This is a genomic window from Meishania litoralis, from assembly GCF_042611095.1.
GTDB classification, from domain to species: Bacteria; Bacteroidota; Bacteroidia; order Flavobacteriales; family Flavobacteriaceae; genus Meishania; species Meishania litoralis.
This window is the reverse complement of sequence record NZ_JBHFPV010000001.1, coordinates 450,288-473,287: the sequence shown is the minus strand read 5'-3', so window position 1 is coordinate 473,287 and position 23,000 is coordinate 450,288. Positions and strand designations below refer to the sequence as shown.

Here is a 23,000-nt window from a genome sequence, read left to right as displayed (position 1 = left end):
AGAGGTGACCATGGAAAGGTTTTGCTATGAGAAGTCTTCTAAGAAATATGCCTACTGCATGCTTACTGCTCGTATTTTTTTGTAGTTGTGTCGATAAACAAGATTTTGACCAATATGATGATCTGGGCATTACCCCTTCTTACGAAGCTAGTATTTTGTACATCGAAGCCCCTGAAGTTTATATTAATGCCATTACCGGGGTCAACATTATTACCCAGAACTTTAATTTCGATGCTTTTGCCACTGATATTTTTGCCGACCGGGTTCTTGACGGAACGATCACCTATGAAATAGAAAATACCACGAGCAAAGAATTGGAAATTACGGTCGAGTTCACCGATGACGCCGGCAACGTGTTGGATACCGAAGTTTTTACGATACAACCCGCACCAACGGCCATTGATCGTCGTGAGATTCAATACGGAAATGGCGGACGGCCCATTGATATCATAACGAATACCTCCAATTTTAGGGTAACCGCACAGAATAACGGAGATAATACCAGTACTTCTGGAATACCCGATGCCAAGATTACCTTAAAATCTTCCGCTGAGTTCAGGCTTAGGTTAAAATGAAAAGCACCAGACTCATATATTGCGCCTTTTTGTTGGCTGGGCTTTTTGTACATGCGCAGAACAAGCAGGTACTCTATGATTTTACCGAGATTCCGCAATCGTTGATGGTAAATCCCGGTGCCCGGACCGATTTTAAATGGTACGGGGGCTTTCCCGCATTATCTGGAGTTTCTTTTCAAGCAGGGTCCAGCGGCATATCGGTCAATGATATTTTTGCCGACGATGGACTTGATATCAATGATAAATTCCGTGATCGTATCATTCATGGTATGGATGCACGCGATGAACTGAGCGGTACCTATCAATTGGAATTGTTGAATGTAGGATTCCGCGGTAAAAATCCTGATAATTTCTACTCTTTCGGCATTTATAACGAAGGCGATGCCATTGGGTATTGGTTTCAGGACTATGCTTTTTTGGGTTTTGAGGGAAATGCGGGCATGTTGAACAGAAAGTACGACCTCGGGCACCTAAAGACCCGTGGTGAAATCGTCAATGTTTTTCATTTTGGCGTAAATCGGCGAATTAACGGCAAGATGACCGGAGGTATTAGGGCCAAAATTTACTCTGGCATTGTCAACTTTCATTCGACCCGAAACAAAGGATATTTTGTTACGACCGAGGGGCAGAACAATTTATTGGCAAGTACTTTGGTCGCCGATATGCGCATGCGTACTTCGGGCATGAATGCGGTTTGGGATGCCGAAAAGGAAGGTGATCTGGTAGGAACGTTCTTAAAAAGAGGCTTTTTTGGGGGTGATTTGGGTTTGGGTCTAGACCTTGGTTTTTCCTATGACCTCAACGAGCAGACCGTATTTACGGCCAGCTTGCTTGATCTTGGTTTCATTTATCACGCGAACGATATCAGAACATACGCCCTAAAAGGCGAGGCTGCGGTCGAGGGCATTGAGATACTTCCCCAAGACCTATTGGATCCCAATAATGATTTCTGGCAAGAGCTCGTTGACGAGGTGGAAGAATTGATTCCTTTTGAGATCGATGAAAGAAGTTATTTGACCTTCCGGCCGACCAAATTATATGCTTCCCTTAGATATAACTTTGGAGAGCCGATACAATCACAAGCGGATTGCGATTGCGGTATTACGCCGGCAAGCAGAAATAGAAACCGCGCAAAATACGTCAATGGAATAGGTGGTCAGCTTTATGCGATCAATAGGCCAAGAGGCCCGCAAATGGCCCTATCAGCCTTTTACCAAAGAAGATTTGGAAATTTTATGGCCTTAAAAACGACCTATACCGTAGATAAGTTCTCCAAAACCAATATCGGATTGGGTTTAAATTTACAGGCCGGCCCTGTGAACCTTTATGTGCTGGCCGATAATTTGCTGGCTTACCGTAACCTTGCTGCCAGCAGGTACGCTTCTTTTCAATTGGGAATAAATATCATATCTTGGGGAGGTAAAAATTGACCCCCATTTTTTGGGCTATCACAATACCAAATCAAAATGGGCATACTTTTTGGTCAATACCAAATGGTGCAACCATAATATGTGGATAAAAATGAAAAATTGTATAACGATATTATTTCTAATGCTAGGTTTTTTGGCATTTGGTCAAACTTCACTTAACGATTATAAGTATATCATAGTACCCAAAAGGTTCGATGGCTTTAAGAAGGAAAACCAGTACCAGACCAGTACCATGGTCAAGCATTATTTTGCCCAGAAAGGATATAACGTCGTTTACGATGACGCACTGCCAAATGATTTGAACGGTAATCGCTGTTTGGGCCTCCTTACGGCTTTGGAGGATAACTCCTCCATGTTCAGTACTAAGGTAGCACTGCTTTTGAAAGACTGTAACGGGGCAACCGTAATGACAACGGTCGAAGGTAAAAGCAAGGAGAAGGATTTCAAGGAGGCCTATAGGGAAGCTATAAAAGAGGCTTTCAGGTCATTTGATTCGTTTAGTTATAGCTACATACCCAAAAATGATGATTCGGATCAAGTAAACTTGAATTTCAAAGGCGATGTGAAAAAGTTGGAGAAGAAAAAGAAAGAGGCTAAAAATCATCCGAAAAAAGAAGTATCGCAAGAGTCTACCGTAGAGCGGCAAAGCTTTAAGGATGGAGCACCAATTGAATCCGAATATGAAAAAGCCAATACTGTCGATGCGGTAGTCGAAGAGGTGGTCAATACCGAAGAAGGGCCCATATCTTCCGAAGTAAGGAAATCTAGCCAGCAGGTCGATGAAAATACGCCTGAAAAAATCGACGGGGTATTGTATGCGCAAGAGCTTCCGAATGGATATCAACTGGTTGATAGTACCCCAAAAATTCTATTGAAGCTCAAGAAAACATCCAATTCAAATTATTTCTTGGCCGAGGGCGCGGCGGGCCAGGGCATGGTGTTTTCCAAAGATGGAAAATGGTACTTCGAACATTATGATAACGACGGAAAATTGGTTTCTGAAGAATTGAATATCAAGTTTTAGAAATATTCAAATTCAAACTCAAATCCAAACTCAAACTCAAAATCAAAATCAAACTCAAAGTTAAGGTCTATCTCGGCCGGCCATCAACGAAACTCCAATAGCCACAAACCATCAACCCCCATACTTTTCCTTCCAGCGATTTTTTAGAAAATCCTTAATGGCCTGTTCCCTTTGATTATTTCCAGGTTCGTAAAAAACGGTACCTGTTATTTCCTCTGGAAGGAATTCTTCCAAAACAAAGTTGTTGTCGAAATCATGGGCATATTTGTAGTCCTTGCCATAGCCCAGATCCTTCATCAATTTCGAGGGTGCGTTGCGCAGGTGCAAGGGTACCGATAGGTCTCCGGTCTGTTTGACCGTTTGTTGCGCTTTGCCGATGGCCATATAACTGGCATTACTTTTTGGCGAGGTTGCAAGGTAAATGGCACATTGGCTTAGTATGATCCTCGCTTCAGGGTATCCGATGGTACTGACCGCTTGAAATGTAGTATTGGCTATGACCAATGCCGTAGGGTTTGCCAATCCGATATCTTCTGAGGCCGAAATAAGCATCCGTCGGGCAATAAACTTGACATCTTCACCACCTTCGATCATTCTGGCGAGCCAATACACGGCCCCGTTGGGGTCGCTGCCCCGAATAGCCTTGATAAAGGCGGAAATGATATCATAGTGTTGTTCTCCCGTTTTATCATAGAGTACCGTATTCTTTTGGATTTTTTCCAGAACCGATTTATCGGTTATCGTTATATTATCGGTTTCTTCGGCATTGATGATCAACTCGAAAATGTTGAGCAGTTTTCTGCCATCCCCGCCAGAAAGTCGGAGCAAAGCTTCGGTCTCTTTGAGTTTGATCTTTTTAGACTTTAGCAAGGTGTCTTGTTTCATCGCACGATCGAGCAGGGCTTCAAGGTCTTCTTTGCCAAAAGGATTCAAAACATAAACCTGACAACGGGACAATAGGGCCGGAATTACCTCGAAACTCGGATTCTCAGTCGTAGCACCAATTAGGGTGACCCAACCTTTTTCAACGGCTCCCAAGAGCGAGTCTTGCTGTGATTTACTAAAACGATGGATCTCGTCGATAAACAGAATGGGGTTTTTAGATGTAAAAAGACCCCCACTCTGCTTGGCTTTCTCAATAACATCGCGTACATCTTTGACACCACTGTTTATAGCGCTCAACGCGTAAAAGGGGCGCTCGCTTTCATTTGAGATGATATGGGCCAGGGTGGTTTTTCCGGTGCCGGGAGGCCCCCAAAATATCAATGAGGGAATAATTCCTTTTTTGATTTGATGCGTCAGTGAACCTTGCTTGCCCACCAAATGGTTTTGGCTAATATAATCGGCCAGTGTTTTTGGCCTGACACGTTCTGCAAGAGGTTCGTTCATAACACAAAAATAGAATATTAGACCAAATCGGTTCGAAATGATGCTTCTGTTTTTTTCATGACAATCTTACCGCTTGTGCGGTTATGGCCGACTTATTGCTAATTTTGGGTGATGTCGGAGAAACATTATTTCAGGTTTTCAAACTCGGTCTTAATCGCACCCTTGGCAGCGGTGTTGCTGATATGGATCGTTTTTTGGGTCGAATTGCGTTTTAGGGTCAATTTCAATGCTTTGGGAATCGAACCGCGTACATTTTCGGGCCTGAAAGGCGTTGTTCTGAGTCCTTTTATACATGGCTCACTGGCACATTTGTATAACAATACCATTCCCTTGGCCATTTTGTTGGCATCATTGTTCTATTTCTATCGTGAGATTGCCCTGAAGGTTCTTGTTTGGGGCATATTGATTTCAGGGCTTATCACTTGGGCCATAGGAAGACCTTCGTTTCATATCGGTGCCAGTGGCGTGATCTATCTTTTGGCCAGCTTCATTTTTTTTAAAGGTATTTTTACCAAGTATTATCGGTTGGTCGCCTTGTCGATGATGGTGGTGTTTATCTATGGAAGTTTACTCTGGTATATTTTTCCCGTCAAGGATGAAATTTCGTGGGAAGGTCATTTGGGCGGTTTTATAGCGGGAATCATACTGGCCTTTTTCATGAAGGCCAAAATTCCGATTGGTAAAAAATTCGATTGGGAGCGTGAGGATTTTGACGAAGAAAATGATGCCTTTTTACAACAGTTCGACGAAGATGGAAACTTTATAGAAAGTCAACCTAAAAAAGAGGATTCGGATACCCTTAAGATTACCTACCATATTAAAAGGGAAGCTGAAGAAGGCGAGTAGTGGCCATGGTATTTATTTACGACATTGCATTTCAGGTTACTGCCACCGGTAATTATGCTAATAACCTAATCTTTGCCGTGCCACTTCATATAGAAATACACCGCAGGCTACGGAAACATTGAGTGATCCGATGGTACCAAAAAGCGGAATTTTAGCAAGATAGTCGACCGACTTTAAAATCGATGGTGATATTCCCCTGTCCTCCGACCCCATGACAATGGCGCATGGGCCTTTAAAATCAACTTCATAGAGTGTACTATCCGTTTTTTCGGTAGCGGCGACTACCGGAATTTGAGATGCCTGAAGATAGTAAACCGCATCTTTGATATGGTCCACCTTGGCAATAGGCACTTTGAATGCGGCCCCTGCCGAAGTCTTTATCGTGTCCGACGTCACCGGGGCCGAACCTTTCTTTTGGATTATTATTCCATCGACTCCACTACACTCGGCCGTGCGGATTATCGCTCCGAAATTACGCACATCCGAAAGTTGGTCCAACAGTAAGAATAAAGGCAGTTTTTTATCATTCGCCATTACCTCTTCGACAAGTTCTTCGATTGTGTGGAAAACTATAGGGGAAATATTGGCCACAACACCTTGATGATTGTTGTTTGTCAGGCGGTTCAATTTTTCGAATGGTACGTATGAAGTATTAACGCCATTTTTTCTCAGTGAACTTTCAAGTTCTTTGGCCAAATCGCCCTTGAGCCCTCTTTGAACAAAGACTTTTTCAATGGTTTCTCCATTGTTGATGGCCTCGATGACGGCCCTAATTCCATAAATCTGTGTAACCTTCTGCATAAGTTAAAGATAAAATAAAAACCATCCCGCACTAAGGGATGGTTTCATTCAAAAAAAGTATTTAACTCTTATTGATTCAAAAACTGAACAGCTTTGACTAAATCTGCTTCGTTCTTGATGTTCAATTTATTTTCCTTTAAATAATTCTTAAGTTCTTCTTTTTTTGGACCTTCGACAAGTTTTAACAATTTGCTGTTCTTTTGCGAAATCTCATCGATTCGGTTCACACCTTCTTTTTGCAAATAATACTCGGTAAACTGGCTAAACCTGTTCGGTACGGCTTTTACAAATGAATTGGGGGCAGGTTTTCCCTCGGTGAACTTGACATGTGTTCTTTTGTACAATTTGTATGTTTCCCCGTCCATTAAATTCAAGAGGTAACCGTTAAGAGTCTTCTTTTTTGAGGTGACAAATGTTCTAAAACTCAACCTTTTACCGTCTACAAGTATACTGACTTCTTTGTCCCTTGACAGACTTTTTAATGGCTCTTCGTCAGAAGTTGTCTGTCTGATTTCAATTTCATCGTTAAGGGCATTGTGTCGGTAAAAAATTTTCCCAACGTTCTCATTGCCATAATACATCGTGGTCGGCAAAAAGGTATTCGAAACGTAAGGAGAACCTTGAAAATCAACATATCTTTCAGCCGTTTTGGCACTTCGCTCACTAATTGGGCCCATAAGGTCGTAAATCTGGCCCGTTGCCCCTTGTCCGCCTCCAGCCGACATTGTCGTAGATGCCTGACCAGCGTATTGCGCCACACCTAAACTACATGCACCGAATATCATTAATGCACTGAATATCTTCTTCATAATTATAAATTTATGTTCTTAACAAAAATAGTGATTTTTAAATGGTTAGGGTTTAATTATTAGTTAATTATGACCGAATTTGTAAGCACTTAAGCGATCGTTGTTTCGCGATTGTAAAAGCAGTTGTCCATCCTTGAGGTCGAGCAAGACGATGTCCTTCGTATTGCCCTGCAAATAGAGGCCTGAAGTGATACGATCCATCAAAGTAAATCCGTTTTTTCCGTTTGAAAGCAATACCTCTCCTGACACGGCATCTAGTCTAGGGGTTTCAACCTCGGTTTCGTAAATGTTACCGGCAACAATGCAGTCTGTAAAACCATCATTGTTGATATCGGCAAAGACACTTTCCATAATCGGAAATTGCTGTGCTTGAATAGGCAAGGGGCTACTTTCAAAATTGCCATCGCCCTTGTTCAACAAAAGCAATGATCGGAACTCGGTGACTTCCTCCTCATACGATTGAGATAATTCTTCTCCATAAATATCTACGAGGGTTGCGTTGGCGAATTCGGAATAAGTACCGAATTTTTCCTTTATGAAAGGCATCTGCTGCGAAGAACATTCCCTACCGCGTACGGGCACATACTCTCCCTTGTATTGCTTGCTCAGTACAACATCGTTTGTGCCATTACCGTCGAAATCATTCGAATATATTTTGAAGGGCTTTTTCTTGCTGGCCTTGAACTTAAGGTTTAGGCCCACGTTTCCAACAATATAATCTTTAAGGCCATCATTGTTTATATCGGTTTCGTCGATTGAGAACCACCATCCCTTGGATTTTAGAACATCGGAATCTGGATTCGAAACCAAGTTTAGTTTGCCGTTGTGGTTTTTGAAAAACCCAATGGAAGTCCATTCTCCTACAGCAATGAAATCTTGCCAACCATCATTATCAAAATCAGTGGTCAAAATACTATTTACAACTCCGAAATTTTCCAATTCGGGTGCAATTTCTGCCGTAATATTCTTTAGTACGCCGTTGTCATTTTCATAAAGTACCGATGGACTATATTGGGGATATCTTTTCGGTATCGTTCGATTGCCCACCAATATATCGCTGTCTCCATCTTTGTCGAAATCAATTATGGCCACTGTCTTTCCACTTTTCGGAAAAGACTGTAATACCGGCTCATTATGCCTTGTGAAGCCCCCTGTACCATCGTTCAAATAAATACGATCTTGATAAAACGAAGAATTCTCTGCAAACTCACTGCCACCGCTTACCACGTACAGATCTAGATCGTTGTCCCCATCCAAATCGAAGAAGACCGATTCCATGTCTTCGAAACCTTTGTCCTTTTCAAATACATCTGTTTTTTGTTTCTTGAAACCATTCGCTTTTTGCAGGTAAAGGCTTGGGGTCTGACCTGAAGCACCACCGACAAAAATATCCTCGAGTCCATCGCCGTCAACATCTCCTTTTGAGATATAAGGGCCAAAAGTAGATTGTTTATAGGGTAGTAAAATTTCAGTTTCAAAATCATCGTAGAAATTCTCTCGATGTACAAAATCGAGCCCTAGATTCTCGGTTTTCATCTGAACAAAGAACGGCTCGGCAATTTTTTGAGGGCGCATTGGGTTCTTCGCGTTTTCAATATCGAATAGAACCGTTGTATTTGGCTTGACATCGATTTTTGTCTCTATGCTACCGTCTAACCACATAACGCTGACAGTGTCGATGTTAGTTGTATTTCCCAAGCCAAAGTGCGAGGTGGTCTCTTGTGCCGACATGTACCCACGCACCCTTTTCTGTTCGATAAATTGTGATTTGCCGTCATATGAAACCTTGATTTTAGCAAAAGGTTCCGAAGTTTTGCCAACGGTCTTTACCTTGAGATAATTGCCTGCATTTCTTTCAGAAGTCAAGTTCTTGTAGAGGAATGCTTTTTCGTCCATATTATTGATGACCAAGTCTAAATCACCGTCATTGTCCAAATCGCCTTGGGCCGCCCCATTGCTAAAGGAATAGTCTTCCAACCCCCAGTCTTTGGCGTTTGCATTAAACCTCAATCCGCCATCATTTTGATAGAGTACATTGGCCAGTTTTTCAGAGGGCATCGACTCATATAGCTGCTTTTTGATTTCAATAGGCACGTTCTTGCCGAATTTTTTCTGTGCTTCAAATACCCTGTTTTGAAGGTCGTTGTCAAGGGCATATCTTCGGTAACCGTTGGTGATAAAGATATCGGCATCCTCATCGTGATCATAATCCGTCATCAGTACAGACCAGCTCCAATCGGTATTGGCCATATTCGTAAGTTGTGATATATTGTTGAACTTGTTGTTGCCGATGTTCAATTGCAGCGAATTGTACATGTATTGATGGTGGAAACCAGCTTCGTTTATCAAATAGTTGAATCTACCGGTATTCATTGACGCCATCAAGGTTTTTGATCTAATATGATCACTTGAAGACATATCAAGTACAAATATATCTTCTCTGGAATCGTTGTTTATGTCGGCTATATCGATTCCCATACCGTAATATGAAATCTGTTGCGTATAATCCTTAATGCGGTCGGTGAAAGTTCCATTGCCGTTGTTGACGTAGAGTACGTCAGGTATGTAATAATCGCTGGCAATATAAATATCGAGAAACCCGTCTTTATTTATATCGCTCACACAAAGTCCCAGTCCAAAAATAGGACGCTGCAAACCTGCTTGTTTGGTAGCGTCTACAAATTTCCCATTATCGTTACGGTAGAGGCGCGAACTGTTGAAATGTTGTGCCTCGACATTGTTCGACACCAAATTGTAAAAGTTTATGGGATCGACCCCATAAATTTCATTTTCATTCATTACGATACAATCCAAATCACCATCATTGTCATAATCAAAAAAAGCGGATTGTGTAGTAATGCCCATATCCATAAGCCCGTATTCCGATGCTCTTTCGGTAAAGCTTATTTGTCCTGATTCAGGTGAGGGGCCATTGTTTATGAACAGGAGATTTTTTCTGTTGAGGCGTTGATTGGGCCCTCCTTGTGAAACATAGATGTCTTTGAACCCGTCATCGTTAATGTCTACGAAGGTAACCCCGTTCGACCATTTTTTTCCGACATTGATTCCGGCCTCATCTGAAATATCTTCGAAAACTAAGTCTCCCTGATTGATATAAAGTTTATTGTCTACCTGGTTGCCACAAAAAAAGATATCCAATAAACCATCATTGTTGAGGTCTTCGACCCCCACGCCCGCACCATTATAGAAGTAATCAAAACTAAATAGGTTTTCAAGGGTTTCTAGATTTTCCTGTATTGAATTTGAAAAATTTATCTGGCTGTGGTCGCTTCCGATTTTCTCAAAAACCTTGGGTTGACTTGACTTTTCACTTTCTTTTTGTGCCTTCGACGATTCTTTTTCCTTTGAATCACCTTTACAAGCGATTAGTGCAAAGAGGGGTATCAACAAATATAACGGTAGCCTTTTCATGAATCGTGAAATCTTAATTAAACTAGATATAAGGCCTACTAGTCTGGCAGCCCTAATTGCTCTATTTCGGGAGCGTTCCTTGAGTAGGAATAACCCCTCCAAAAGAAACCTTCTGCATTGAATTTCCAGACGACCTCCTTATCCCGTGTGACCTCCCAAAAGCCGAAATCACCTTCGGTAATCAGAATATTTCCGTTGGGAAGCGGCACGGCGCCCGAGACCTTGGCCGAATATAGATCGGGATCCGTAAAAGACCAGGTTACTTTAAGTTCGTTATCAGTGTTCGTAATTAGATTATAATCAGCCGGAAGTTCCATTTCATACACGGTAGATTGGTCAAAACCTTTTCCGTTCGAGAAAATAAGCATTTTACCTTGATTTTCGCCTTTCAGTAAATTTGGAAAATGATTATTGTAGAACAAACGGGTGCCTTGGGGGTTTTGATAGGCATCCGGATTGCCAAAACGATATATCAAATCACCACCTTTACCATAGTTTCCACCGCCGTGCTGGGCGGCCTCCTCGGTCGTGGTGCTGTGGTCGATTACCCAGACCTCTGAATAAAAATTGGCACTCAGAAAGATTACATCATTTACTTCGTCATAAGCAATGGCATTGGCGTGCATTATATCGCCTTGAACCTCGGCCGTTCCCTCTGAATTTGGAACATAGTTAATATCTATTAGTTCAGGATGTTCTGAAACCAGCCCATAATTATCCTTGGTGTCGTCATGCTCTTGAATCAAATGGTCCCAAGAATTCCATTCCCAAACTATTTCATCAGTTGTGGGGTTGACTTCTATTATGGATTCGACAAAAATTTCGGCTTCGAGCATAAATCCGGATTGGGTCGCTGCTTCAGCTGAGTGCCTTTTCCATACCATAGCCAGAACGTTGCCGTTCGGGAGCAACTCTACATCATGGTGCGTTTCTTCTTCTGAAGAAGAATGGACATAATTCCATTCCACAGTTCCATCGTTGGCGATGAATTGCAACTTACCGCCTTTGCCACCTAAAATTATCTTGGGTTCATCGGCTTCGAGCGACGCCAAGAGTTTTCCGTTGGGTAATAAAAATACGTCGTTGCCGATATTGTTCGTAAGTTTCCATTCATGTAAAAGCAATGCTTCCTTGTTCATAAGATATACCCGATTTGACGCTGCATCGTTGACAAGAATATAATTATCGTCAACTTTATCGGCATTCAATACTTCAACATTTCCCATTAGGTTCAAGTCAGGTTCTTCTTCCTTGTCTTCTGGAATGGAATCATTCTCAACAATGGTTTCAGGAATAATGTCTGGAGCTTCATCATCTGAACACGATTGCAGCCCAAAAACAAATAATAAGGCCATAAAAAGCCAAGTAACGGAGGGAAAATAACTGAATCTTATCATAGCAATTTTTTAATATTCAACCAGGCGTACCCAATGTTAAACCTTTACACTAATTTTTGAGGTGTTTATTAAAGGCCAATAGGGTGTACCGGATACCAGGCTCTAAGTTACCAAAATTTAAAAAATTTTACTATAAAAAAGCCACCTCGAAAGGCGGCTTTTTGAATTATTCTAGAACTGAAACCAGTATCAATCGAAAGGTTTCATTCGTCATTAATCTTTACAGAAATCAATGGTTATCGGTCCGGCCTCAACTCCTTGATAGCCGCCAACAACGTTTCCGTTAGGGGTAACGATTTCGAAACCGATTTCGCCATAGTTATCGCCAGGGAAATACCATTCTGCAGTTTGTGTACCGACAGGTATTGTAACGGTGGCAGAGGCGCTTGATCCTCCATTTGGGGTACAATCACCACCTCCTAAGAAAGTTCCAGCAGCTCCTGCATAAGGAGAGCACATGCCGACCTCTATGACCGTACTACCATCTAACGTAACAGTAATGCCTGAACCGCCATTACCGGTATCAGTTTGCCAACCATCGCCATACGAATCGGTCATGTTCACGACCCAGTCACCGGCAGTCGGTGCCTTTGGTGGGCATACAATGGTTGCCGAATATAAAAATGGCGAGCTATAGTAAGAACCTGTCAAAGTACCCGAGTTTTGCGCAAAAGAATATCTTCTACCATCGGTCAAGACAAGCTCAAAACGAATCCTGAACTGATCACTGCCATCGAGGGCATCTTCGGCAACACCTGTCGCACTCAATAATTGAGGAAGCGTAATGGAATAGGAGAAAGTCGGTACACCTCTATCTCCCATAACAAAAGTAGAAGCGTCTATGGTCTCTACCAAGCTTTCGCCAACGTCACCAGGACCGTTTGAAGGACTGTTATCCTTAAAACCAGCGAACACATCGACTGCGGAAACCAATTCACCGGCTTCTCCACCTTGTACCTCGAAATCCGCTGAAAAATTACCGCTTGCATCTCCAATCGGCAACTCATCAGAATTGACACTGATTGTTCTTAAGACCGCTCCTCTCAAGGTATTTGCGGTTACGTCGTCAACTACAGCATCACCTTCATCACAAGCCGTAAACAATAGCGATGTTAGTGCAAGTACCGTAAAAATTCTATAGTTAATTTTCATTGTCTCTTTTTTTTAGTTTATTAATTCGCTGGCGGGAAAGTCGGACTCGCTGGATTAGTGTCCCAGAACACTTGCTCGGTGAGCGTGGTTTTCTGTGTCAAATTCGGGTTGGTTACCACCTCATTTTGTGGCAACAAGAACGAACGTGGGAATGCTCCAGGATTCGGTTCCCAGCTTGGTAGTACCGTTGTAGGATAACCAGTCTTCCTGTAGTAATTGAAAGACTCAGCCGCTCCACCGTAAAGTGCTATCCAATATTGCTCCGCAAAAATGTTTTCCTTATCATCTCCGGTTGCAGCGTTGAAATCAGCAACAATGCCATCAATGTAAGCGGTAACATCGCTTTCACTTGGTTCGAACGATTTATCGGAAGAGGCATCCAAAGCGGCGAAAGTCTGTACTTTAGCTATCGATTTTTCCATACCAGCTTGCATGAAGGTCGCTTTATCGGCATCACTTGTAGCCATATCGGCTCTCCAAAAATCAATAGTAGAGGCCAATATAATTGGCTCGATACCTGCACCGCCACCACCTAAACCTAGGCCTACAACATCAAAGCTATTATCATCAAAACGTCCACCTGCGGGGTAAACTCCCGAAGCAGTTCTTTGAAAACCATCTGGAGGTGTACCTTCATCGTTGCCATGCGAACGGCCCCAATAGCCGTTATCGACGCTACAAAAGGTGTATCCACCATCTTGATAATGCTGCGGGGGTACCACCAACGAACATGCAAGAAGTTCCTCATCAGGATCTACGGCATCTCCGTTGATATCATTGGCACCGGGTGTTCCATCTACTTGTCGATAGTAATAGTAGCGAATACGCGGGTCATCTTTGAGCAACATGGTTTCCATGGTCCAGTTCGAATGATAAATATTCGCTCCACTGGGAGTATAATCATTGGCGAAATCAGGATGACGAGTGTCCGGCTGAAGTTCGCTGGTTCCATATTCAAACTGAAGGTCATCATCCGAGCTGCTGATGAAATTGTTTCCAGCGATTACGGCATTAAAACCGGCAGCATCATTTGTGGTAACATAAGCTTTTAGACGAATACTGTTTATAGCTTTTATCCATTTGGCTGTATCTCCTCCGTAGAAGAAATCCGTTGCACCCGTTGCGCTTGGGTTGGTGCTCATCAAGGCTTCGGCTTCATCTAAAAGACCAAGTGCTGCTTGATAGACCGATGCGCCATCGTCCAGACGAGGCGCGGGAAACTCTAACGGATTGACCGCTTCAGTATAGGCCGCAGATCCCAAGAAATCGACCAGTAAAAGCAAAGTATGAGCCTGCATGGTTTTGCCCACGGCAATGTGAAAGTCGTAATTAATGTCGGATGCATCGTTTACCTCTTCTATTGCCTGAAGGTTTGCAAAAAGATTACTATAAGTATTACTCCACACACCGTTCATCGTGGCGCCCGGATAATTGTTAAAATAATCCCTGCCGCCCATGAAATGAATCCTTGTCAAGGCACCACCGATGTTATTGAATGTAGCCATATTATTTCTATATGCCAATTGCATCGAATTGAGCAAGAGGTTAGGGTCACCACTGGTAAGTATGTTAGGGTTGTCCCTAAGTTCAAGATCTGTGGTATCACAGGAATTCAAAAAACTTCCTGCTAAAAATACCACTAGTACGTATTTTATTATTTTTTTCATAATAGCTTTACTTTTTAATTAGCAACTTTTTAAAATGTCATCTTTACGCTCATACCATACCTTCTGGTACTTGGTCCGTTCAAGAAATCGAAACCACGTCCGTTACCAACACCTACACCTGCGACATTGGGATCAAAATTGGCCCCATCAGGAGTGTTGTAGGCGTCATACCAAAGGTTGAAACCTTGTAACGTAAAGGTCAAAGACCCAAAAGGTGTTTTTTCCAAAGCTTTCTTAGGCAATGAATACCCAAGGGATACTTCTTGTAGTCTGAGTACGGAGGCATCGTATATTTTAGCCTCTGCAGGGCCAAATAGAAGGTTGCTAAAGAAGTACGTTGAGTTGTTCAACTGAATATCGTTAGGCTGGCCTGAATTCTGATTTACCCCAGGAAGGATATAGGTGTTCAGGCGATCTTCGGTCTCAACAATCAAGCCCCTACCTAACAAGGTTGCAATAGTACTTGACATGATGTCACCACCCTTTATGTGATTTACCTGAAAACCGAGACTCCAATTTTTATACGACAGGCTGTTGATGAAGTTCATGGTATAATCAGGAACGGCATCACCTATTATTGGCACATTGCCATCCAAATCAGATTCGGTAATGACATAGTTACCGGCATCGTTGGTTAACAGATTACCTGCTTCGTCGCGCAAGAATGCTGTACCGACAATGGTACCTAAAGACTCACCTTTAATAGCGGCATTCGCCCCGATGAAAAGCGCGGTATTACCCGAATAGAAGATGATATCCTGTTCTTGTTCCTCAACAATTTCCTTATTCGTGAAGAAGTTCACACTTGATTTCCAATTAAAACCGTCTTCACTTCTGAATAGATCTATACCAAGGTCCGCTTCGATACCTTTATTGCTGATCTGACCAATATTATTTTGCGTTATCGTAAATCCGGTCGATGGCGATAATGGTTCAAAAACGATTAGGTCATCGGTACGTCTATCATAATAAGTAGCGTCCAACGAAACGCGATTCTTCCAGAACTTACTTTCAAAACCTACCTCGAACTCTTTTAACAATTCGGGTTTTAAGTCTGGATTGGCTTTAAAATTACTTATACTGTTTGTAGTTATCGGTCCAAATGTTCCACCTGAAACTTGAGTTGTCTGATCTACACCGCTAACAGTTGGGTAACCCTCTGGGAAGTTCGCCGAAGTACCGTAACTGGCCCGTAATTTTAAATAGTTTAGTCCATTTTCAGATTGTAATCCACTGAAGGCCGCGGTGGGTAAAAATGAAATACTTCCACCAGGGTAGGTCAAACTACGATTTTCTTTGATCAAGTTAGATACCCAGTCCCTTCTTGCACTAAAGTTTAAGAACAAATAGTTGTCGTAATCAAAACTAACGTCACCAAATACACCTACAATGTTTCTTTTACGTGAAAATTGGATCGGCAGTTGGTTCTCGTAATTGAAATGCCTTCTAACACCATAGACTAGCTGACCGGTACTTGCAACACCTTGTAGGTCAAAAGCATCTGATCGAGCATTGGCACCTAGGTTGAATGTGAGTCCTATCTTTTCTGAAAGATCATAATTTCCATTGAATGAAAGTGTATGGTCCCAAATGGTATTGTTGTTGTCGAACGTGTTCAAGAAACCGAAAATATCAAATGTAAACTCGACACCGCCTTTATCAGAGAATTGCGTGTTTCTTTCCGTATAGAAATCCAAGCCTGATCTCCAAGTGACACCAAGATTCTCACTTAACTCATAGTTTAACGAGGTGTTAAAATAAAAACGGTTTGTCAACTGGTTGAACTTGATATGTTCCGCTACCCAGCGAGGATTAATAATATCATTGCCATTTCTATAATAGACACTACCGCCAGTTACCGGATTTTCGTAAGGTAGACCCATCAAGTCAACACTTATCGGGGTAAAAAGCACAGCACCATATATGGAGTTCGAACTGATACCACCGTTACCCCTACTAGCAGAGACTGGAGGTGTGTCGTAATCGGTTCTCGAATAATTCATTGCCCCAGTTATGGTAAATTTATTGCTCAACTTTGAGCGCCCACCTACTGAGAAGTTAACCCTTTTTAATTGGTTTCCTGGTGTAAAACCTACATCGTTTAGATGTCCTAAGTTGGCATTAAAAGTGGTATTGCCATCTTGTGAACCACCCGAGAAGTTAACCGAGGTGTTGGTCACGTAACCTGGAGCGAAAAAGTCTTCTACCGAGCTGTAAGGTCTCCAAGCATACCGAGCACCTTGAAGTTCTGGGAAGGCATCCCTTGTGGCGGCAATTGCTGTTGTAGAGTATGGGTGCTCTAAGGTAGCATTCGCATCGATTGCGGGCTGTGCGCCCCAACCTGCTGTACCGCCTTCTTCGAAACTAGGCCCCCAGTTACTGAAGAACCATCCGAAAGACTGGTCGAAACCACCACCGTATGATTGCTGATAATCCGGAAGTGATGCATACTCATTGACAAAATAAGAAGTGCTAACAGAAATCTCGTTCTTTTTGACACCTCCATTGGCTGCTCCCGCCTTGGTGGTGATCAGAATAACACCGTTTTTACCCAAGGTACCATATAAAGTAGTTGCTGCAAGGCCTTTTAATACTTCAATATTCTCAATGTTGTTGGGGTCGATATCCAAGAAACGCGAAGAACCGGTATTTCCAGAAAGGAAGTCATTGCCGTTGTTGTTGGTATCATTACTAAAAGGAATACCATCAACGATGAACAACGCTTGGTTACTTCCGCTAAATGAACTTAGACCACGAATCGTAACGCTGGTAGCAGAACCAGACATACCACCGGCGGCGGTAATCTGAACCCCTGATGCCTTACCCGCAAGTACACGGGCAACATCACCTTCAGCTCGTTGCTCAAGAGCCTCTTCGCCGACGGAACTGGTGGCGTAACCAAGAGCTTTTTTCTCTCTTTTGATACCTTGCGCAGTAACCACAACCTCTTCGAGGGCTTGGGCATCTTCCTGCATTTGTACATTAACGGTATCATTGGCGCCAATAGTTACCTGCACCTCTTTTTGACCTATATAGGTAAAAGAGAGTACTTGGCCAACTTCTCCGTTAATGGAGTAGTTTCCGTCAAAATCGGTTTGGGTACCACTTGTGGTGCCCTGAACGACGATGTTTACACCGGGCAGTGGCAGACCATCTTGGTCGGTAACCGTACCGGTAATCGTCTTCTCCTGTGCAAAGGTCATCTGCACAACAAACGCCAATAGCAGCGTTAAGATTCCATTGAATTTTGTTCTCATTTTATAATTATTTGAATTAGCTATCGGCAAAAATCAAAAATTCGTGTTAATAATCCAAAGGTTTTTTAATAAAACTTTAAGACTGAGTTTTAGTAATGCAACTTTCTCGATCCTTTTTGTGATGTTATATTGATATCATTAAAAATTGGCTAAATATTTATTGATAACACAAAAAAATGAACCAATAATTGAGTATGTCTCTTTATCAGGGCTTAAATCCAAAATATTTTTGATAATCTTTCAACCAGTTGCTTTTGAACGATTTTGGAGATACGAAAGAGTGGAAATTACATTCGGTTTAAAAAATCAAATAAAATTAATCGTTCTTGATTTGAATTATTGTGAAATAGTCTTACATTTGCCAGCCCTTAAAAACGGGGTAGTATTTGTTTATACATATAATATAGTATGCCAACAATTTCACAATTAGTACGAAAAGGAAGAGTCACCATTACCAAGAAGAGTAAATCGGCTGCTTTGGATTCGTGCCCTCAAAGGAGGGGTGTCTGCACAAGGGTGTATACCACAACTCCTAAAAAACCGAACTCGGCTATGCGAAAGGTTGCCAGGGTCAGGTTGACCAACGGAAAGGAAGTCAACGCTTATATTCCGGGAGAGGGGCACAATTTACAAGAGCACTCGATAGTATTGGTCAGGGGCGGAAGGGTGAAGGATTTGCCAGGAGTTAGATACCATATCGTAAGGGGTGCTCTGGATACCGCAGGTGTTGCCGGTAGAACCCAACGAAGATCTAAGTACGGTGCAAAACGCCCGAAGAAGTAATCAAAACTTTTTAAGAAGCAGAAATGAGAAAAAAACAGGCAAAAAAGAGGCCACTGTTGCCCGACCCAAGGTTTAATGACCAATTGGTCACACGATTTGTCAATATGATGATGTGGGATGGTAAAAAATCGGTCGCCTTCAGTATTTTTTACGATGCCATGGACATTGTGGAAGAAAAGAAAACGGACGATGAGAAGACGGCGCTGGAATTGTGGAAAGATGCATTGTCGAATGTTATGCCGCACGTTGAAGTAAGAAGTAGAAGGGTTGGCGGGGCAACATTTCAGATTCCGATGCAGATTCGTCCTGACAGAAAGATTTCTACCGCAATGAAGTGGTTGATCAGTTACTCGCGCAAACGTAATGAAAAGGGAATGTCGCAAAAGTTGGCTGCCGAGATTTTGGCCGCCTCGAAAGAAGAAGGTGCGGCAGTAAAGAAAAGGGTGGATACCCACAAAATGGCGGAGGCGAATAAAGCATTTTCCCACTTTAGATTTTAAAAAATGTCAAGAGATTTAAAATATACAAGAAACATTGGTATAGCCGCCCACATTGATGCAGGCAAGACCACGACCACTGAGCGTATCCTTTTTTACACGGGTGTAAGCCATAAAATTGGGGAGGTTCATGATGGGGCCGCAACTATGGACTGGATGGAGCAAGAGCAGGAGCGTGGTATTACCATTACTTCGGCGGCAACGACCTGTGAATGGCACTTTCCAACCGAGAACGGAAAACCGACTGCCGACGCAAAGGGGTATCACTTTAATATTATTGATACACCGGGTCACGTTGACTTTACTGTTGAGGTGAACCGTTCATTGAGGGTCCTTGACGGATTAGTATTCCTTTTTAGTGCCGTTGATGGTGTCGAGCCGCAATCGGAAACAAACTGGAGACTTGCCGACAACTATAAGGTTCCCAGAATTGGTTTCGTGAATAAAATGGATCGCCAAGGGTCGAATTTCCTGATGGTCTGTAATCAGGTGAAAGAAATGTTGGGGTCAAATGCAGTGCCCATAGTCTTGCCGATCGGTGAAGAAGCTGACTTTAAAGGCATCGTTGATCTGGCAAAGAACAGGGCGATTGTTTGGCATGATGAGAACTTTGGTTCTACCTTCGATGTAATCGATATTCCTGCAGAAATGGAAGCTGAAGTCAAAGAATATCGTGCGGCATTGATCGAAGCAGTAGCGGAGTACGATGAACAATTGATGGAGAAGTTCTTTGAGGACGAGGATTCGATTACTGAAGAAGAAGTTCATGCCGCGCTTAGGGCCGCTGTCATGGATCGTGCGATCATACCGATGATATGTGGCTCGTCATTTAAGAACAAAGGTGTTCAATTTTTGTTGGATGCGGTTGTAAGATATTTGCCTTCACCTCTGGATAAGGATGCCATTGTTGGAATTAATCCGGATACGGAAGAGGAAATTAAAAGAAAGCCGGATCCCAAAGAGCCTTTTTCGGCTTTGGCATTTAAAATTGCTACGGATCCCTTTGTCGGGCGATTGGCATTTTTTAGGGCATATTCGGGTCGCTTGGACGCAGGCTCCTATGTGTTGAACAATCGTTCTGGTAACAAAGAGCGTATTTCAAGGATTTATCAGATGCATGCCAACAAGCAGAATGCCATCGAATTTATCGAGGCAGGAGACATTGGCGCTGCCGTTGGATTCAAGGATATTAAAACGGGGGATACACTTTCTTCCGAGAAACATCCTATAGTATTGGAGAGTATGAATTTCCCTGATCCGGTTATCGGTATCGCTGTAGAGCCGAAGACCAAGGCCGATGTCGATAAATTGGGAATGGCGCTCGCCAAGCTGGCGGAGGAAGACCCAACCTTTCAGGTAAAAACCGATGAAGCTTCCGGCCAGACGATTATTTCAGGAATGGGAGAACTTCATTTGGATATCATCGTAGACCGACTTCGACGTGAGTTCAAGGTTGAAGTTAACCAAGGTCAACCTCAGGTTGAGTATAAAGAGGCGATTACCCAATCTGCCAATCATAGGGAGGTTTATAAGAAACAATCAGGTGGTCGCGGTAAATTTGCCGACATCGTGTTTACAATGGAGCCGGCTAGTGAAGAGACCACTACGGGACTTGAGTTTGTCAACGAGATAAAGGGTGGAAATATTCCTAAGGAATTCATTCCATCCGTTGAAAAAGGATTCAAGGAAGCCATGAAAAACGGTCCTTTGGCAGGTTTTGAAATGGATAGCATGAAAGTTACCTTGAAAGACGGTTCGTTCCATGCGGTGGATTCCGATTCGTTATCTTTCGAACTTGCTGCAAAATTAGGATACAAAGAAGCGGCAAGGGCGGCCCGTTCCGTACTTATGGAGCCCATAATGAAAATAGAGGTTCTTACTCCAGAAGAGAATATGGGTGATATCGTCGGTGATTTGAACAGACGAAGAGGAACAATTTCGAACATGAGCGATAGGGCGGGATCTAAGGTCATCAAGGGCGAAGTGCCATTGTCTGAAATGTTCGGATATGTGACCTCGTTGAGAACCTTGTCTTCGGGTAGGGCGACCTCGACCATGGAATTTTCGCATTATGCCGAAACACCATCGAATATTGCCGAAGAAGTAATTAAGGCCGCCAAAGGCGTAACCGCTTAATTTTAAGAAAGATGAGTCAAAAAATCAGGATAAAGTTAAAATCTTACGATCACAATTTGGTGGATAAATCTGCTGAAAAAATCGTAAAAACGGTAAAAACGACCGGGGCGGTGGTAACGGGTCCGATTCCATTGCCAACGCACAAGAAGATTTTTACGGTCTTGCGGTCTCCTCATGTAAACAAGAAATCGAGGGAACAATTCCAGTTGAGTTCGTATAAGAGACTTTTGGATATTTATAGTTCCTCATCGAAGACGATCGACGCCTTGATGAAGTTGGAGCTTCCTAGTGGGGTCGAGGTCGAGATAAAAGTTTAGTGAGTACTTGACTTTCCATAAACCGGAAAGTGAGGCGCAACAAACACTGAGCGAAGTCGAAGTGTCGCAATGAAAGAAAAGCTGATTTATGTTCAGCGTTTACATGTCCCGAGCTGCGTGCAAAGGAAAAACGGTAACAAAAATGAATTCAGGGTTGAATTGTTTTTGGCCCTGTTTTTTTGTCAACAAATTGAGAGTACAGTTAAACATTAATTAATATAAATTAAATATGTCTGGGTTAATAGGAAAAAAAGTAGGCATGACCAGCATTTTTGACGAAAATGGAAAAAACGTTCCATGTACTGTCATAGAAGCCGGTCCATGCGTAATTACCCAAGTCAGAACCGAAGAAGTTGATGGCTACAGAGCACTTCAACTGGGTTTCGATGACAAGACAGAGAGGCGTGCGAACAAGGCAGAAAATGGCCATTTCAAAAAAGCAGGTACATCTCCGAAGAAAAAAGTCGTTGAATTTCAAGGTTTTGAGGGTGATTACAAGTTAGGCGATACTTTAGGTGTCGACATTTTTGTAGAAGGAGAATTTGTCGACGTAGTCGGCACCTCGAAAGGAAAAGGTTTTCAAGGGGTTGTAAAGCGACATGGTTTTGGCGGCGTAGGTCAATCTACCCATGGTCAGCACAACCGTCTACGCGCCCCTGGATCGATCGGTGCAGGTTCTGATCCCTCACGAGTGTTCAAAGGAATGCGTATGGCCGGCCGTATGGGCGGAGAGCGTGTGACCGTACAGAATCTTAGGGTTTTGAAAGTTGTGCCCGAGAAGAATATTTTGGTTGTCAAGGGATGTGTTCCCGGGCATAAAAATGCATACGTAACGATACAAAGGTGGCAATAATGAAAGTAGCAGTTTTAGATATAAAAGGAAAAGAAACAGGCAGAAAGGCTGACCTTTCTGATGCTGTTTTCGCAATTGAGCCAAACAATCATGCGGTGTATTTGGATGTTAAGCAATATTTGGCACATCAAAGACAGGGCACCCATAAGTCTAAGGAACGTGGTGAGATTGCCGGAAGTACACGAAAGATCAAGAAACAAAAAGGTACGGGCACGGCACGTGCAGGTAGTATCAAGTCGCCGGTTTTTAGGGGTGGTGGACGAATATTCGGACCTAGGCCGAAGGATTATGGCCAAAAGTTGAACAAAAATTTGAAGCGATTGGCCCGTAAATCGGCATTGAGCATCAAGACAAAAGAAAAGGCGATTTTGGTCATTGAAGACTTCGATTTTGACACACCGAAAACTAAAGATTTTGTAGGTGTTTTGAAATCATTGGGACTCGAAAACAAAAAATCTTTGTTTGTCTTGGGCGATTCAAATAATGGTGTATATTTGTCTTCGCGAAATTTGAAGCATTCTGAAGTCATAACTAACTCAGAATTAAATACTTACAAAATACTAAATGCCAATAATATTGTCTTATTGGAAGGTGCTTTGGAAGGATTGGAGCAGAACCTAACAAAATAGAGAACC

Annotated in this window: 18 protein-coding genes; 10 read left to right on the top strand and 8 right to left on the bottom strand. The window is 42.6% G+C overall.

The genetic code is table 11. The features are described from left to right. The first annotated feature begins 26 nt into the window (after positions 1-26). From ACEZ3G_RS02175 to ACEZ3G_RS02165, 3 genes are all read left to right on the top strand, one after another. Positions 27-575, top strand: coding sequence for a hypothetical protein (locus tag ACEZ3G_RS02175; protein ID WP_432423834.1), 549 nt, complete (start codon positions 27-29; stop codon positions 573-575). Continuing rightward, a complete protein-coding gene (locus tag ACEZ3G_RS02170; RefSeq protein WP_432423833.1) occupies positions 572-2,005 on the top strand; it encodes a DUF5723 family protein in 1,434 nt (477 codons plus the stop codon). The genes ACEZ3G_RS02175 and ACEZ3G_RS02170 overlap by 4 nt, the downstream gene beginning before the upstream one ends. 121 nt (positions 2,006-2,126) lie before the next feature. After that, positions 2,127-3,029, top strand: coding sequence for a hypothetical protein (locus tag ACEZ3G_RS02165; protein WP_432423832.1), 903 nt, complete (start codon positions 2,127-2,129; stop codon positions 3,027-3,029). A 111-nt stretch (positions 3,030-3,140) separates the two neighbouring features. Here the strand turns inward: ACEZ3G_RS02165 and ACEZ3G_RS02160 are convergent, their stop codons facing one another. Then, positions 3,141-4,418, bottom strand: coding sequence for a replication-associated recombination protein A (locus tag ACEZ3G_RS02160; RefSeq protein ID WP_432423831.1), 1,278 nt, complete (start codon positions 4,416-4,418; stop codon positions 3,141-3,143). 111 nt (positions 4,419-4,529) lie between these two features. Between ACEZ3G_RS02160 and ACEZ3G_RS02155 the strand changes: the two genes are divergently transcribed. After that, positions 4,530-5,264, top strand: coding sequence for a rhomboid family intramembrane serine protease (locus ACEZ3G_RS02155; RefSeq protein ID WP_432423830.1), 735 nt, complete (start codon positions 4,530-4,532; stop codon positions 5,262-5,264). A gap of 57 nt (positions 5,265-5,321) precedes the next feature. Here ACEZ3G_RS02155 and rlmB read toward each other — a convergent pair whose 3' ends face one another. The 7 genes from rlmB to ACEZ3G_RS02120 form a co-directional block, all read right to left on the bottom strand. Then, a complete protein-coding gene (gene rlmB / locus ACEZ3G_RS02150; protein WP_432423829.1) occupies positions 5,322-6,065 on the bottom strand; it encodes a 23S rRNA (guanosine(2251)-2'-O)-methyltransferase RlmB in 744 nt (247 codons plus the stop codon). Positions 6,066-6,133: 68 nt separating this feature from the next. Further along, positions 6,134-6,874 carry a hypothetical protein gene (locus ACEZ3G_RS02145; protein ID WP_432423828.1) on the bottom strand — a complete coding sequence of 247 codons (741 nt, stop codon included), beginning with the start codon at positions 6,872-6,874 and terminating at the stop codon, positions 6,134-6,136. Positions 6,875-6,937: 63 nt separating this feature from the next. Further along, positions 6,938-10,306 carry a VCBS repeat-containing protein gene (locus tag ACEZ3G_RS02140; RefSeq protein WP_432423827.1) on the bottom strand — a complete coding sequence of 1,123 codons (3,369 nt, stop codon included), beginning with the start codon at positions 10,304-10,306 and terminating at the stop codon, positions 6,938-6,940. 38 nt (positions 10,307-10,344) lie between these two features. Continuing rightward, positions 10,345-11,703: an aryl-sulfate sulfotransferase gene (locus tag ACEZ3G_RS02135; protein ID WP_432423826.1), complete on the bottom strand. Its 1,359-nt coding sequence runs from the start codon at positions 11,701-11,703 to the stop codon at positions 10,345-10,347. Between the two features lie 213 nt (positions 11,704-11,916). Next, positions 11,917-12,855, bottom strand: coding sequence for a hypothetical protein (locus tag ACEZ3G_RS02130; RefSeq protein ID WP_432423825.1), 939 nt, complete (start codon positions 12,853-12,855; stop codon positions 11,917-11,919). Positions 12,856-12,875: 20 nt separating this feature from the next. Then, the gene (locus tag ACEZ3G_RS02125; protein WP_432423824.1) at positions 12,876-14,522 is read right to left on the bottom strand and encodes a SusD/RagB family nutrient-binding outer membrane lipoprotein; all 1,647 of its coding nucleotides are present in this window, start codon (positions 14,520-14,522) and stop codon (positions 12,876-12,878) included. A 29-nt stretch (positions 14,523-14,551) separates the two neighbouring features. Then, positions 14,552-17,779 carry a SusC/RagA family TonB-linked outer membrane protein gene (locus ACEZ3G_RS02120; RefSeq protein WP_432423823.1) on the bottom strand — a complete coding sequence of 1,076 codons (3,228 nt, stop codon included), beginning with the start codon at positions 17,777-17,779 and terminating at the stop codon, positions 14,552-14,554. 408 nt (positions 17,780-18,187) lie between these two features. Between ACEZ3G_RS02120 and rpsL the strand changes: the two genes are divergently transcribed. From rpsL to rplD, 6 genes are all read left to right on the top strand, one after another. Beyond that, complete coding sequence (rpsL, locus tag ACEZ3G_RS02115) at positions 18,188-18,562, top strand: 30S ribosomal protein S12 (protein WP_031445118.1); 375 nt, start codon at positions 18,188-18,190, stop codon at positions 18,560-18,562. Positions 18,563-18,585: 23 nt separating this feature from the next. After that, complete coding sequence (rpsG, locus tag ACEZ3G_RS02110; RefSeq protein ID WP_432423822.1) at positions 18,586-19,062, top strand: 30S ribosomal protein S7; 477 nt, start codon at positions 18,586-18,588, stop codon at positions 19,060-19,062. Positions 19,063-19,065: 3 nt separating this feature from the next. Next, positions 19,066-21,195, top strand: coding sequence for an elongation factor G (fusA, locus tag ACEZ3G_RS02105; protein ID WP_432423821.1), 2,130 nt, complete (start codon positions 19,066-19,068; stop codon positions 21,193-21,195). Between the two features lie 11 nt (positions 21,196-21,206). After that, positions 21,207-21,512 carry a 30S ribosomal protein S10 gene (rpsJ, locus tag ACEZ3G_RS02100; protein WP_007094989.1) on the top strand — a complete coding sequence of 102 codons (306 nt, stop codon included), beginning with the start codon at positions 21,207-21,209 and terminating at the stop codon, positions 21,510-21,512. A gap of 229 nt (positions 21,513-21,741) precedes the next feature. Further along, the gene (gene rplC, locus ACEZ3G_RS02095) at positions 21,742-22,365 is read left to right on the top strand and encodes a 50S ribosomal protein L3 (protein WP_432423820.1); all 624 of its coding nucleotides are present in this window, start codon (positions 21,742-21,744) and stop codon (positions 22,363-22,365) included. Further along, positions 22,365-22,994 (top strand): 50S ribosomal protein L4, encoded by a 630-nt coding sequence (gene rplD / locus ACEZ3G_RS02090; protein WP_432423819.1) that lies wholly within the window; start codon positions 22,365-22,367, stop codon positions 22,992-22,994. Before rplC ends, rplD begins: the two co-directional genes overlap by 1 nt. Positions 22,995-23,000: the final 6 nt, after the last annotated feature.

Bases quoted from the DNA above. Each gene is read 5' to 3' on its own strand.
- rplC (WP_432423820.1), top strand. From the start codon at position 21,742: ATGTCTGGGTTAATAGGAAAAAAAGTAGGCATGACCAGCATTTTTGAC.
- ACEZ3G_RS02175 (WP_432423834.1), top strand. From the start codon at position 27: ATGAGAAGTCTTCTAAGAAATATGCCTACTGCATGCTTACTGCTCGTA.
- rpsJ (WP_007094989.1), top strand. From the start codon at position 21,207: ATGAGTCAAAAAATCAGGATAAAGTTAAAATCTTACGATCACAATTTG.
- rplD (WP_432423819.1), top strand. From the start codon at position 22,365: ATGAAAGTAGCAGTTTTAGATATAAAAGGAAAAGAAACAGGCAGAAAG.
- ACEZ3G_RS02130 (WP_432423825.1), bottom strand. From the start codon at position 12,855: ATGAAAATTAACTATAGAATTTTTACGGTACTTGCACTAACATCGCTA.
- ACEZ3G_RS02160 (WP_432423831.1), bottom strand. From the start codon at position 4,418: ATGAACGAACCTCTTGCAGAACGTGTCAGGCCAAAAACACTGGCCGAT.
- rpsL (WP_031445118.1), top strand. From the start codon at position 18,188: ATGCCAACAATTTCACAATTAGTACGAAAAGGAAGAGTCACCATTACC.
- ACEZ3G_RS02120 (WP_432423823.1), bottom strand. From the start codon at position 17,779: ATGAGAACAAAATTCAATGGAATCTTAACGCTGCTATTGGCGTTTGTT.
- ACEZ3G_RS02165 (WP_432423832.1), top strand. From the start codon at position 2,127: ATGCTAGGTTTTTTGGCATTTGGTCAAACTTCACTTAACGATTATAAG.
- fusA (WP_432423821.1), top strand. From the start codon at position 19,066: ATGTCAAGAGATTTAAAATATACAAGAAACATTGGTATAGCCGCCCAC.
- ACEZ3G_RS02145 (WP_432423828.1), bottom strand. From the start codon at position 6,874: ATGAAGAAGATATTCAGTGCATTAATGATATTCGGTGCATGTAGTTTA.
- ACEZ3G_RS02135 (WP_432423826.1), bottom strand. From the start codon at position 11,703: ATGATAAGATTCAGTTATTTTCCCTCCGTTACTTGGCTTTTTATGGCC.
- ACEZ3G_RS02140 (WP_432423827.1), bottom strand. From the start codon at position 10,306: ATGAAAAGGCTACCGTTATATTTGTTGATACCCCTCTTTGCACTAATC.
- ACEZ3G_RS02155 (WP_432423830.1), top strand. From the start codon at position 4,530: ATGTCGGAGAAACATTATTTCAGGTTTTCAAACTCGGTCTTAATCGCA.
- ACEZ3G_RS02170 (WP_432423833.1), top strand. From the start codon at position 572: ATGAAAAGCACCAGACTCATATATTGCGCCTTTTTGTTGGCTGGGCTT.
- rpsG (WP_432423822.1), top strand. From the start codon at position 18,586: ATGAGAAAAAAACAGGCAAAAAAGAGGCCACTGTTGCCCGACCCAAGG.
- ACEZ3G_RS02125 (WP_432423824.1), bottom strand. From the start codon at position 14,522: ATGAAAAAAATAATAAAATACGTACTAGTGGTATTTTTAGCAGGAAGT.
- rlmB (WP_432423829.1), bottom strand. From the start codon at position 6,065: ATGCAGAAGGTTACACAGATTTATGGAATTAGGGCCGTCATCGAGGCC.